Origin of the sequence: Sphingobacterium sp. UBA5996, from assembly GCF_002429765.1 — a bacterium.
Taxonomy (GTDB): Bacteria; Bacteroidota; Bacteroidia; order Sphingobacteriales; family Sphingobacteriaceae; genus Sphingobacterium.
On record NZ_DJAS01000005.1, the window covers coordinates 47,630 to 60,859 of the forward strand.

The 13,230-nt window shown below is 41.4% G+C and carries 13 protein-coding genes; 1 reads left to right on the forward strand and 12 read right to left on the reverse strand.

Features of this window, described 5'->3' with window-relative positions; genetic code table 11:
* Nucleotides 1-73 precede the first annotated feature (73 nt).
* Nucleotides 74-799, forward strand: coding sequence for an acyl-[acyl-carrier-protein] thioesterase (locus tag B3E00_RS04125; protein WP_293937094.1), 726 nt, complete (start codon nt 74-76; stop codon nt 797-799).
* Nucleotides 800-845: 46 nt separating this feature from the next.
* Here B3E00_RS04125 and B3E00_RS04130 read toward each other — a convergent pair whose 3' ends face one another.
* The 12 genes from B3E00_RS04130 to rplU all read right to left on the reverse strand — a co-directional run bounded on the left by B3E00_RS04130 (nt 846) and on the right by rplU (nt 13,076).
* Complete coding sequence (locus tag B3E00_RS04130) at nt 846-1,475, reverse strand: gluconate 2-dehydrogenase subunit 3 family protein (protein WP_209581024.1); 630 nt, start codon at nt 1,473-1,475, stop codon at nt 846-848.
* Nucleotides 1,476-1,494: 19 nt separating this feature from the next.
* Nucleotides 1,495-2,928, reverse strand: a complete 1,434-nt coding sequence (locus B3E00_RS04135) for a Gfo/Idh/MocA family protein (protein WP_293884503.1) — start codon at nt 2,926-2,928, stop codon at nt 1,495-1,497.
* A 19-nt stretch (nt 2,929-2,947) separates the two neighbouring features.
* Nucleotides 2,948-4,633, reverse strand: a complete 1,686-nt coding sequence (locus B3E00_RS04140; RefSeq protein ID WP_293884502.1) for a GMC oxidoreductase — start codon at nt 4,631-4,633, stop codon at nt 2,948-2,950.
* 42 nt (nt 4,634-4,675) lie between these two features.
* A complete protein-coding gene (locus B3E00_RS04145; protein WP_209581274.1) occupies nt 4,676-5,914 on the reverse strand; it encodes a nucleoside permease in 1,239 nt (412 codons plus the stop codon).
* A 95-nt stretch (nt 5,915-6,009) separates the two neighbouring features.
* Nucleotides 6,010-6,933 (reverse strand): hydroxypyruvate isomerase family protein, encoded by a 924-nt coding sequence (locus tag B3E00_RS04150; protein ID WP_209581031.1) that lies wholly within the window; start codon nt 6,931-6,933, stop codon nt 6,010-6,012.
* Between the two features lie 16 nt (nt 6,934-6,949).
* Nucleotides 6,950-7,972 (reverse strand): FAD:protein FMN transferase, encoded by a 1,023-nt coding sequence (locus B3E00_RS04155; protein WP_293884500.1) that lies wholly within the window; start codon nt 7,970-7,972, stop codon nt 6,950-6,952.
* Nucleotides 7,973-7,984: 12 nt separating this feature from the next.
* Complete coding sequence (locus tag B3E00_RS04160) at nt 7,985-9,298, reverse strand: Gfo/Idh/MocA family oxidoreductase (protein ID WP_209581036.1); 1,314 nt, start codon at nt 9,296-9,298, stop codon at nt 7,985-7,987.
* A gap of 27 nt (nt 9,299-9,325) precedes the next feature.
* Nucleotides 9,326-10,294 (reverse strand): formylglycine-generating enzyme family protein, encoded by a 969-nt coding sequence (locus B3E00_RS04165; RefSeq protein ID WP_293884499.1) that lies wholly within the window; start codon nt 10,292-10,294, stop codon nt 9,326-9,328.
* Between the two features lie 318 nt (nt 10,295-10,612).
* Nucleotides 10,613-11,203 carry a hypothetical protein gene (locus tag B3E00_RS04170; protein WP_293884498.1) on the reverse strand — a complete coding sequence of 197 codons (591 nt, stop codon included), beginning with the start codon at nt 11,201-11,203 and terminating at the stop codon, nt 10,613-10,615.
* A gap of 5 nt (nt 11,204-11,208) precedes the next feature.
* Nucleotides 11,209-11,952 (reverse strand): hypothetical protein, encoded by a 744-nt coding sequence (locus B3E00_RS04175; RefSeq protein ID WP_293937097.1) that lies wholly within the window; start codon nt 11,950-11,952, stop codon nt 11,209-11,211.
* Between the two features lie 504 nt (nt 11,953-12,456).
* Complete coding sequence (rpmA, locus tag B3E00_RS04180) at nt 12,457-12,720, reverse strand: 50S ribosomal protein L27 (RefSeq protein ID WP_046672918.1); 264 nt, start codon at nt 12,718-12,720, stop codon at nt 12,457-12,459.
* A gap of 44 nt (nt 12,721-12,764) precedes the next feature.
* Nucleotides 12,765-13,076: a 50S ribosomal protein L21 gene (gene rplU / locus B3E00_RS04185; RefSeq protein ID WP_028068281.1), complete on the reverse strand. Its 312-nt coding sequence runs from the start codon at nt 13,074-13,076 to the stop codon at nt 12,765-12,767.
* Between the last annotated feature and the right edge of the window lie 154 nt (nt 13,077-13,230).

Sequence of the window (13,230 nt, forward strand, 5' to 3'; positions counted from 1 at the left end):
ATAGTGTCATTTCATAGTGTGAGGATGGCATAAATCATTCATATTATCTATTTTTGCCGAAAATATATGCTATATGGAACGTTCTGTTTTCGAAAGAGAGTGGGAAATTAATTTCACGCAGTGCTACTCCAATGGTCGCATCCGCTTCTCCGATTTGTCTAATATTTTGCAGCTCACCGCTGGAGAGCATGCCAATGTAGCGGGGTTTGGATTTAAAGAAATGGCCAAACATAACCAAACGTGGGTACTAAGCCGTATACGAATTGAGATTGCGAGATTACCCAAATGGATGGATATTGTCAAGGTGAAGACCTGGGTACAAGAATTAGAAGGCGCGCGCTCGACCAGAAATTTTGAAATTACAGTGAATGGGCAGCTCTATGTGACAGCAAGCAGTTACTGGGCTGTCATCAATACGGTGAAAAGAAGTTCCGAAACGCTCGCAATTTCGACTGGAGATTTTGCGACATACCCAGACCGTCCGGCTACTCAGCGGCCGTTTTCTAAACTCGATATTTCCAGCACGGTCAAAAATAGGGATGAATATATCGTAAAACTTTCCGATCTGGATATTGTCAACCACGCCAACAATGTCAAATATCTCGACTGGTGTATGGACAGGTTGCCTATGGAGCTCGTGTTAACTAATCAGATCAAATCGCTGGAGATGAACTATCTTCGTGAACTGCGCTATAATGATACTGTAGAAATCAATGGTGATTCTACCGATCAGGGATATTTCATGACCGTTACTAAACAGCAGCGGATCCATTTTGCCCTGGCAATCGAGACAAAATAAAAAGGAGACCATGGCCTCCTTTTTATCTTTACTATTGCAAGCTTTGTTAAGCAAATGCTTTGTCTCCTTTTTTGTAGGGAAGGTTACCATCAAATTTTCCGGGAATCTTCACATAGCGCAGTGCCTTCGTACAGCCCAGTTCAGAGTTAAAGAAACCAGTCAACGTGAGCTGTTTAAACATGGTGAACCAATGAGGTGGATCATTATCCACATAATTGTACAATTCATTCTGTTTCTCTCTATTTTTCTCCCGAATATCTTTCTGATCTTCAGCCTGTTTTTTGTTAAACTCGTTCGCTTCTTTATCCAAAGCCGCCGCAACCGCCGTTCTATCTTCCGCCGAAAGTTCCAGGAATGGTTTCCCTTTCACTTCTTTCGACTTATCGTCCAAACTGCCCAAACCATCTAAAAACGCTTTTTGCTGCTTCTCTGTATAACAATCACGTACCATGACAGGAATAAAACTTCCTACTCCTGCTTCTTTCGCTCCCGGGGTAGCGGTAGCTGGTAAGATTGCTTCAGCTAGGTCGCCTAATAAATCGGTCGTTTTAGCTTCAAATAATGCTTGTACATCTTTCGTTGCCGAACGTGTACAACCTTCCAAAAATAAATTAGCGCCAATAACGGTACCTCCTAAAATTAAGGCAACTCGTTGTAATGCTTCTCTTCTATTCATACTACTAAATATCTTAATTTTAGAAATTATATTTCATTTCCCAACCTTGTCTGTAATTACGTTTTACATACTGATTGACATGATCAAAGTTTGTAACGCGCATATTATTGTTATCCCACAACAATTTCAGGTTACGTCCAGGATATTTGCCATCGATACGTAAATCAGCTCCTCTAATTGCCAAATTAGCCATCAATAAAGCTTCTGTCAACGGACCGGCGATTTCAAATGGCGAACTCACCTCTTTCTTACCGTATCCAGCCTGACAAGCTTCTACCCATTGTGCATAGTGTCCACTTTCTTGTCCCGGTACACGAGCATACTTTTGGGCAATTTGCTCTTTTCTTGAAGTTGGTAATAAACGTGCATTCTGTCCATAAGTATCAGCAAGGATTTTTCCCTTTGTACCCACAAGTAAGATTCCGTTACCACCATCACCAAAAATTTCGTTTGGACCTAATTCATCCGGACGGGCAGGCTGAATACCACCATCCATCCAGTGTAACGTGACAGGGCCATTAGTACGCGGTGTTTTCGGGAATGTTAATGTCGCGTGGCTTGATGGCGGACAGCTTTCAGGGAAATATCCACGTTTGAATTCGTCTACATATACAGAACCTACAGTTGCTTGTACATCTTGTACATATGTCAGCCCTAACGTACTGAAAGGAACTTCCAACAAGTGACAGCCCATATCTCCTAACGCTCCTGTACCATAATCCCACCAGCCCCGCCAGTTGAAAGGCACCAGTTTGTCGACATATTCTTTGTAAGGTGCAGTACCTAACCAAAGATCCCAATCCAATTCTTTCGGAATATCAGCTTTACCTGTAGGCCAAGCAATACCTGAAGGCCATACCGGACGGTCTGTCCAACAATATACAGTATGTACATCACCAATAAGACCAGCTTCGTACCATTCACGCACAAAACGTGGTCCATCATTCGATGCCCCCTGATTTCCCATTTGGGTCACTACTTTATATTTCTTAGCGGCATGCGTCAATGCTCTGGCTTCCCAAACATCGTGTGTCAGCGGTTTTTGAACGTACACGTGCTTACCTAATTGCATAGCGGCAAGCGCCTGAATTGCATGTTGATGATCTGGAGTCGAAACAGAAACAGCTTCAATACGTTTGTGCTCCTTATCCAACATCTCGCGATAGTCTTTATAATATTTTGCTTTAGGGTAACGTTTTAATGCACCGGCTGCACGACGGTCGTCCACATCACACAAGAAAGCCAAATCTGCTTTTCCTGAATCATGAAACGCATTGATGTCACTAAAACCTTTCCCTCCAACACCGATACCTGCTACTTGTAATTTGTCGCTTGGAGCTGTAAAGCCATTTCCGCCCAATACATGGCGAGGGACGATCATAAAAGCCGCAGCAGCTGTTGCTGCGCTCTTTATAAAACCTCTTCTACTCGTCTTATTTGCGTTATTTTCCATTGTTATCAATCTTTAGCTATTAGATGTTACCTTTTTTCAATTCGCTCACTGCAAAGTCAACTGCACGCGCAGTAAGCGCCATGTACGTTAATGAAGGATTGACACAACCTGCAGATGTCATACAAGCACCATCAGTCACAAATACGTTCAAAGCATCCCACACCTGGTTATTACCATTTAAGACCGAAGTCTTTGGATCACGTCCCATACGGGCGGTTCCCATTTCGTGGATACCTTGACCGAAGCCATATACATTATCGTAGGTATAGATATCTTTCACACCAATGTTTTCCAACATTTCTTTCATTTCATTCTGCATGTCACCACGCATCTTTAATTCATTATCCTTGATCTCCGCGTCAAATGATAATACAGGTAATCCCCATTTATCTTTTTTGGTCTTATCAAGTGTAACTTTATTTTCGTGATAAGGCAAGGTTTCTCCGAAAGCGGTAAAACCTACGGTCCAGTCACCTGGTTCGCAGATTGCATCTTTCCATGCACCGCCAACTTCCATTTCTGCAACAGCACCAGACCAACGTCCGCGACCTGCGGCACCCTGGTATCCAAAGCCACGAACATAATCACGCTTTTTGGTATCACCTTCTACGTTTACAAAACGAGGCACATACAAACCTGTTGGTCTGCGGCCGTACACGTAGCTATCCAAATAACCATCAATCTTACCTCCGGCACCACAACGGAAATGGTGATCCATCAGGTTGTGCCCCAATTCACCACTGCTGCTACCCAGACCGCCTTCCCAAACATCCGTAGCAGAATTCATCAATACCCACGTTGAGTTCAATGCAGATGCACAAACAAAGATGACCTTTGCGAAAAATTCATAGGTTTGATTTGTTTCAGCATCGACAATTTCTACACCTTTTGCCTTTTTCGTATTTTTATCGTAGATAATTTTGGTTACGATGGAAAAAGGACGTAATGTCAGGTTATTTGTTTTTTTCGCTGCGGGTAAAGTTGCGGATTGTGTACTGAAATAAGCACCAAAATTACAACCCAACCAGCATTGGTTCTGATATTGACAATTTACACGGTCGTGATGCGGAACGGTAATATTGGCCGTTCTACCCATGATGAAATGACGTTGACCACCGTATTGTTTTTTCAAACGCTCCGCCAAGTCTTTTTCAACAATATTCATCGCCATTGCAGGCATATAATCTCCATCTGGCAAAGACGGCACACCGTCACGATTACCCGAGATACCGGCAAATTTTTCAGCATAACTATACCAAGGGGCAATTTCATTATAACGAATCGGCCAGTCCACACCGTGACCATCTTTTAAGTTAGCTTCGAAATCCAAATCGCCTAAACGATAAGATTGTCTTCCCCACATAAGCGATCTACCGCCGACATGATACCCACGGTACCAATCAAAACGTTTGACTTCTGTATAAGGGCTTTCCTTTTCATTTACCCAAAAATCCAGGTTTTTCTCGTTCAATGGATAATCTCTACGCAAAACTGGATACTCTTCGATCATTTTTTGCGTACGACCGCCAGCATGAGGCCATTCCCATGGATTTTTATTTGGCGCAGTATAATCTTTGATGTGTTCGATGTTACGACCACGCTCAAGCATAATTGTTTTCAGCCCTTTCTCTGTCAATTCTTTCGCAGCCCATCCACCACTTATCCCCGAACCGATTACAATTGCGTCATAAGTATTTGTTGCCATCTCTCTTCTAATTATTTGTTTTTTAAATAGTTATTTTTCTGTTTAGTGTGCAGCATTTGTACTATCGATCTTTTCGTCCTTGAAAAGGGCTAGAAAGATAAAGAATACCACCGCTGCGATAATTGCTGGTACGACCCAGGTATGATTCCAGAATGCCGCCAGGTCTGTTGCCTTCAAATCTTTGTACTTGTCTCCGACATAGCCCGCAACCCAGAAACCGATCAACTGTCCAACACCGTAAGTTGCCAAAGTAATTAAGCCCTGAGCAGCCGATTTGTATTTAACACCAGCTTTGCTATCTGTATAAATCTGTCCTGAAACAAAGAAAAAGTCATAACAGATACCGTGTAGTGCGATACCGATCAACAACATGAACGATAACTCGCCCGCATTGCCATAAGCAAATAAAAGGTAGCGAATTACCCAAGCCAGCATCCCTACCAGGATTGTTTTCTTAAAGCCAAATCTTGTAAAGAAGATTGGTAAGGCCAATAAGAACAATACTTCCGATGCTTGACCAATAGTCATTTTACCAGTTGCATTTTCTAACCCGATCTCAGAAAGAAAAGGGTTAGCATTGGAGTAATAAAATGCCAATGGAATACAGATCAATACCGAAGAAACGAAAAAGATCAAAAAGTTCTTGTCTTTCAACAATTTAATCGCATCCAGGCCAATGATTGATGCAAACGAAGGTTTTTCGCCCTCATCCAATTTAACTGGCGGAGTCTTAGGCAGAGCAAACGAGAATACACCAAGAACTAAAGAAGCAACACCAGATAATAAAAAGGTGTTTTTCAATGCCCCTTCAGAAGCTTTTGCATCCCAAAAATAACTGATAACTAAACCTGCAACGATCCAGCCAATTGTGCCCCAGATGCGTATACCTGAAAATTGTTTTTCTGGATTGGTCAGTTGCCTAAACGAAACTGAACTTGTCAATGCTAATGTTGGCATATAAAGAATCATATAAGCCAATACATACGGATAAAATGTTGACATATCTGCAGCACCATACATCTGATACATCAATACGGCACCAACCAAGTGCAAAACACCCAAAATACGCTCCGCATTAAAATAGCGGTCGGCAATCATTCCGACAATAAAAGGAGCGATAATCGCACCCAATGATTGCGTTGAAAATACATTAGCTTTTTCAAATTCTGTAGCGTTCAAATTCTTGCTCAAGAAAGTACCTAATGTGACAAACCATCCCCCCCAAATAAAAAATTCGAGGAACATCATAAAAGATAGTTTAAATTTAATTGTTGATGAAATCATAAAAAAAATGGTGTTTTACAATACTACTAATTGGTTTTACCAGCTCAATTTAAGAAATTAAATCTAATTGTCAATAGTACACTATTAAAATATTACAAAAAGCTATCCACCTCGCGATACGCTGCCACCAAGCGATCCTCGCCTTCTTTACCCGGTTTGGAGATACCATGTTCCATCCCCATAATTCCCTTATATCCCTTACCGTGAATATGTTTGAATACGTTCTTGTAATTAATTTCACCTGTAGTTGGCTCTTTTCTTCCAGGGTTATCGCCGATCTGAATGTAGGCAATTTCGTCCCAACAACGATTCATGTTGGCAATTAAATCCCCTTCGGTACGCTGCATATGATAGATATCATATAAAATTTTACAGGATGGGCTGTTCACGGCCTTACATAAGGCGTACGTCTCATGTGTTTGCTGCAAAAACAAATCTGGTGTATCACTTAATGTTTCCAATACCATCACCAAACCATGCGGCTCAAAGATCTCGGCGCCTTTTCGCATCGCTGTTAGGATATTGCTAAACTGATTGCCCCAGGGAAGTCTACGTTCATAAAATCCTGGCACTACCGTTAGCCATTTTGCATTGCAACGCTTGGCAGCTTCCACAGATTTCTTGCATGTTTCGACGAACTTGTCCAAATACTCTTGTTTGCCGGTCGCCAATGATGGCATCCAGTTTTGTCCGCCGTCCACCACAAATACCCCCATGGTCATGCCTAACTTAGCCAAAAGATCACCGATCTTTTTCTGCTCATCCAAAGTTCTCCCTAAAAAGCCATTATCTTCTATACCACGAAAGCCCAAATCATACATATAACGAATTTCATCCAGAAAATTATCACCTGCATAATTTTTGAACATCCCTTGGTGGGGCGCGTAATTTAGGTTGAATGTCTTACCTTTATCCATCATATTAGCTGTATGTTGATTTGTTGACGCAAAAGTCTGACCAGCTAGTCCGGCTCCAGCGGCCAAAAGACTACCTTTAATAAAATCCGATCTCTTCATTTTATTTTATAATTGATTAATTTTTAAATAATTTACCAAATCCCTCCGAATAAATCGCTTGAATGGATTGATTTTTATTTTTAAAAATGACAAATACTGCCACACCTTTCATTTTTTTGGCTTCTGTCATCACTTTATCGGGTTCCATGCCCATAAAATAATTATCCAGTGCATCTGCTTCCATAGCAGTTTTTGCATAGACGCTGACACTTAGGATATCGCTCTGATATGGAAAACCTGAAACGGGATCGATATGGTGTCCCAATTTTTTCCCTTTATATTGGATATACTTTTCGAAACTACCAGCTGTGGTCAGCGCTCCTTTTTTTAGCTGCGCCACAGCAGTAATCAATTCTTCACCACCATCATCATCTGGCTGGACAATGCCAATGGAAAACCCCTGCCCCCCAGGCGGCGTACCCGAAGTCCTGATTTCACCACCGACCTCAACGATATAATTCACAATTCCCTTTCGCTCAAGATAGTCCGCCAAAACATCTACCGTATAGCCCTGTGCAATACCATTGACATCAATTTTAATTCCTTCTTTCTTTTTTATCAGATGGCTGCCACGGACCTTTAGATACTGCATGCCAACAAATTCCTTCACTTTCAATACCGTCGCCGAATCTGGAGCTGCCGGACTCTTATAGGCACCAAAACCCCAAAGGTTGACCAAAGGGGCAATCGTAATATCAAATTGACCATGTGATAATTTATGATACTTAAAGGAAGCTTTTATCACCTTGGCCATGTGGTTATCCATGACAATAGACCTCACCGAATCGGTATTGAACTGGGATATTTTCGAGTCCTTGCGATATATTGACATCGACAAATCGATCGCCGTCAATATACTATCAACTTCCGACCGTCTCAAAAGACTGTCGGAAGCAAAATAAGTGATATGGTATTGTGTCCCCTGCGCGGGACCTTCCAGCCTAATTTTGTGTAATTCAGGCAATGGGGTTTGCGCCTGTACATGCATGCGACAAACGATACTAAAAAATAGGAGACACACATACCACTTTAATCTCATCAGCCCAAAAGCTTAAATATAGAGGTTTGTATTTTGGCCAGGCACTGCTACCGGATAAAAGCCTTCTGCATCTGGCAGCAATTTTGGTTTTGCATCCCATGCGAGTACATCCGGGCCCAATTTAATGGTCGATTTCAATGCTTCGTCCCACTTGATTACTTTACCTGTATAACAAGCAATACGTCCGATAATACCTGTCAATGTACTGTAAGCACCGTATTCAGCATTATCAAATTTATATTCGCCTTTAGAAATGGCCGCAAAAAGTTCTTTATGTTCTTGTTGGTAGGGGTTTGGATTCCCTTTAGCATCATGCCGATAGATTTCTTTTCCTTTCCAGTCGTACAATACAGCCTGTCCACCTGCAGAGAGATAAGCCCGTCCTTTGGTTGCCTGGAATTGTTCGTCAACCCGGTTATGAATTCCTTCAAAGTGTCTACACTGGCTGTAGACAACACTGTTATCCGCATAGGTCAACTCTAATGCAAAATTGTCGTATATTTCGCCATACTCTTTACCGGTACGATGGGCCCTACTTCCTGTGCCTTGAATCGATACCGGATAAGCTCCTTTTACCCAGTTGGCAATATCAATATTGTGCACATGCTGTTCAACAATATGGTCACCGCACAACCAGTTGAAATAATACCAGTTACGCATTTGATATTCCATTTCTGTCTGTTCCGGTTTGCGTGGACGCACCCATACACCACCCGAGTTCCAATACACTTGTCCCGATGTAACATCACCGATGGCACCTTCTTGGATACGTTTGATAGCCTCCCGGTAATTTGTTTGATAACGGCGTTGCAACCCCACAACAACATTCAGTTTTTTGCGCTTCGCTTCTGCCGCTGCCCGCAACACCTGTTGCACTCCCGGGATGTCAACGGCGACGGGCTTTTCCATGAAAACATGCTTACCCTGGCGGATTGCCTCTTCGAAATGTGCCGGTCTAAATCCTGGCGGCGTGGCTAAGATAACAACATCTGCCAATTGAATCGCATCTTTATAAGCGTCGAATCCGACAAATTTATGGTTGTCGCTCACATCGATCTTATCTTGCCATTTTTCTTTGAGAGTATTATATGTACTATCTAAATTATCTTTAAAGGCATCGGCCAAAGCTACAACCTTAATGTTCATTCCCGAGCTCAGTGCATCGAAAGTAGCTCCTGTTCCCCGGCCCCCACAGCCGACTAAGGCAACTTTAATGACATCTGAACCTGCAGCATATGCGCCCGATAGCGGTAACGAGCTCAACATTGCGCCACCGGCTACTACAGCAGAAGTTTTAATAAAATCTCTTCTTTCTAGATTCTCCATAACAGTTTTATATTGATTATTTTATTTTTAAAAATCTTTAATTGGTTTTTTATCATAATACGCCATAATCTCTTCATGGCTAGGCGGAGTAGCTGGTCTTACCAATCTTAGTCCGACGAAAGGTGCTTCTGGAAACCACCAGTTACTTTTTGGTACTTGCGGGTCCAGTTGCTTCCATACTGGATCTGATGCTCCCCGAGCCGCCGAACGAAGGTCATCAGCCGCGCTATCGAATGCACCACCACGGACAACGTGTGGATAGAGGGTAGTTGGTACCACTACCGGGTTGGTCAACACCTTTCCCGTACCTTCGCTGTAGCTATCGGCTTTATATTGGTCGTAAGTCCACTCGGCTACATTGCCATAAATATCATAAAGACCCCAGGGGTTCGGCTTCTTTTGTCCGACAACATGCGTTTTCTCTTCCGCATTTTCTTTAAACCAAGCGTAATCTGCTAGTTGTGTTGCTTGATCACCGAAAAAATACGCTGTCTTGGAACCTGCTCTGGCAGCATACTCCCACTCCGCCTCTGTGGGCAAACGATAAAACACCCCGGTGCGCACATATAGCCATTTACAGAATTGGATAGCATTGTAATGGGTCATTGCCAAGGCTGGATGTCCTTCTTTCCCAAAACCAAAAGTCATATCCAAATACGGTTTGGTCGGTCGGGTAACAGCATCGATTTCTTTGGTTACTTGTCCGTCCTTGCTCTTTGCAATCTCATAGTCTTTATAGAGAAATGGCTCAAACAGATCCCATGTTACTTCATACTGACCCATCCAAAACGGATCCAACTTAACCTCATGCGCAGGTTTTTCATCCTCCTTACCTCCACTCGTGCTTCCCATTGTAAAATTACCGCCAGGGATGGCGAGCATTTTGAATGTCAAATTAGTTCCTTCAATAGACTGCTCGTATGGCTCGAAGGCCTTTTGTGCCATAGCATGTACGCCAGTAAATAATAAAACAGGAATAAAGATTTTTTTAAACATATTTAGGTTTGTAATTAAGGACTAAAATATAAAATAAGGTGTATACTTTACACTTTGACACTATAACTTTTTTATTACAGTTTAATTCTTCACATAATAGTCCATTTATAATAACGGTTTAGCAAAATCACATACCACCGTCCAAAAATCGCAACAATTGAAAAATCAGCTCCTAAAATCTTCCCCATGTCAACAAGGCCCACAGTTTTGAAAGCAGTTGGTAAACTGCCTCTGACCAATCCTTTGCCCGCCGAATAAACAAAAAAGGTTTTCCACTTCCATGAAAAACCTTATTATCTAGCCGCTTACGCTTATACGCTAAAGCAGGATCTTGCGGCTTACCGCTTTATCTATGGTAATATAACCTGGATAGAAAACAGATTGACCGGCGATATTGATTGAAGGTTTCACTTTTAACGTGAATATTCCTTTTTTATTTTCATCGCTTGACATTAAAAAATCCTGTAGATCCGAATTTTTCAACAAATCGTAGATGTTGGTTGCTATACGTACATTAGCGACCGTAGATTCTCCGGGTTCTATTTGTAAGGACTGATTGACAATACCTTCAACAAGCTGCTGCCCACCGTAAAGAATGATATATTGAAATTTATTAATGGACGCTTTCTTAAGCGTTGGATTATCTATTTTAAGCCGGATTACGGCGTCTAAGGGGATATCCTTCCGCAAATACGCCAATGCTAAGCTTGGCGCGGCTCCTAAGTCAATCTGATTATTTCTGATCAGTCGTTGCAGGGATGTGCCTGCCAACCGGATACTATCCACTGATTCTACATCGAACTTACATTTCGCTAAGTTCTCGATCTGCGCTTTTTGTCGATTTACTCCACAGCCGGAAATAAAAAAACCCAGCACTACAAAAAACGCCAATAATATTTTCTTGTTCATAGCCGCTATTTTCCTCCAAATTTATATAAAACTCCCAACGTAAACAATGGATATCCTGCTTTTAAATAGGTATTACTTTTGAGACCGAAAACCATACCATTTGTATACTGCAGCTTCCACCCTTTTCCAAGCCCCATCCGGGTATAAAATACAGGTTCTACCAGCATATTTTCCTCTTTTTCTGCCGGAAGGCCATCGATCGCAAAATTTTTCATGCGCATATTGCTCAGACGGATGATGGTACCATAATCGATGTCATGCCGGTTACCAAATAGTTTCAGGGCATCCTTTTTTTCCGATGAAAAGTTGACCTGTACAAACACTTTGTCAAAATCCATGTCCTTCGTTTCCACAATTGCTTGTCCCATTGTCGATGAACGCTTATCGATTACACTTGTATTTCCCACCCCATAACCGCCATAAACCTCAAATACGCGATTATTTTTACGACCAAACCGTGTATAATAGCCTATTCCTGCCTCTCCCATCTTTTGCGCATAGTCTTTGATATTGGATCTACTATCTACATAGGAACCATTGGCAATCACCGCCACGTGATCAGTGACAGCTACACCGAGGTTTGCCGATACATTGGCTTTGGTATTAATATTACCCGACACATATACTTCCCCCGCTTCTGTAAACATTGGCGCGGATGGCACATTGGGCATATAAATGGAACTACAGGAATAGAATGAACAGGCAAATAATCCAGCGCACATAACATATCCCAACTTATTGTATTTCATATGTAAGTATTTATTCGTTCTTTTTTGCATGATATGGACACATGAATCCATCACATTTCGCTCTTTTATAGGCATAAAATATCTAAATCATCTCGTCTACACACGCACATCGTGTACAGATATACAAACCAAGCCGGCGTCGCTGCTGCTGCGTGGAAAGCCCTATTCAGTCTCTGTCGATATTTCATCAATTGGTGTTTATTTTAGAAACACTAATATTTTATAAAAATTGTACCAAAGCAGTTACATTTAACAGAAAATAACAATTTAAATCTGTTTAAAAACCTTAAACAGTTCATTATCAACCCTAACAAATTGAGTACAGTGGGATGAGACTTTTAAACAGTAGTGTGCTGCAACCAAACTTTTTAAGATGGTGTTAGTGCGCTATTGCAACAGCTTCCGAGGTGGCCTGGTGCGGCCGCTGGCATAAGGAAAAAGCAGATAAGTAGTAAAAAAAAAGGCATCAATTTCTTGATGCCTCTTAAATATTGTTGCAAAACCTTATGCTTGTTCTGTAGGAACTACAGATACATAAGATTTATTGTTAGCTTTTTTACGGAAAACTACTTTACCGTCTACTAAAGCGAACAATGTGTGGTCTTTACCAATACCAACATTTGTGTCAGGATTGTGTTGTGTACCGCGTTGGCGTACGATGATGTTACCAGCGATTGCTTGTTGACCACCGAAGATTTTGATACCTAAACGCTTGCTATGTGACTCACGGCCGTTCTTCGAACTACCTGCACCTTTTTTGTGTGCCATTTCTTTATCTTAATTTAAGACTGTTTGTCTGATTAAAAATTCAATTATAACGTAATACCAGTAATCTGGATTTTAGAAAATTGTTGACGGTGACCGTTTTTCTTTTTGTAGCCTTTACGACGTTTTTTCTTGAAAACGATAACTTTATCGCCTTTTAAATGAGACAAAATTTTAGCCGAAACTTTTGCACCAGCAACGCTAGGTGTACCAATGGTAAATTTACCACCGTCTTCTGCTAACAATACATTGTCAAATTCAATACTAGCGCCTTCATCTCCTTGTAAACGGTGTACAAAAAGGAACTGGTCTTTTGCAACTTTAAATTGCTGTCCTGCTATATTTACTATTGCGTACATTGTTAATTAATTAAATGTGTTATTAAATGAAGGGCAAAAGTAATCAGTTTTTATCATAATTCAAAGACAAATTTACATTTTCATTTCTACTTAAACGTTATTTTGTGAATAGTATTGCCCTAACCAGCATCAAGACAATACCATTCGTGCCCAA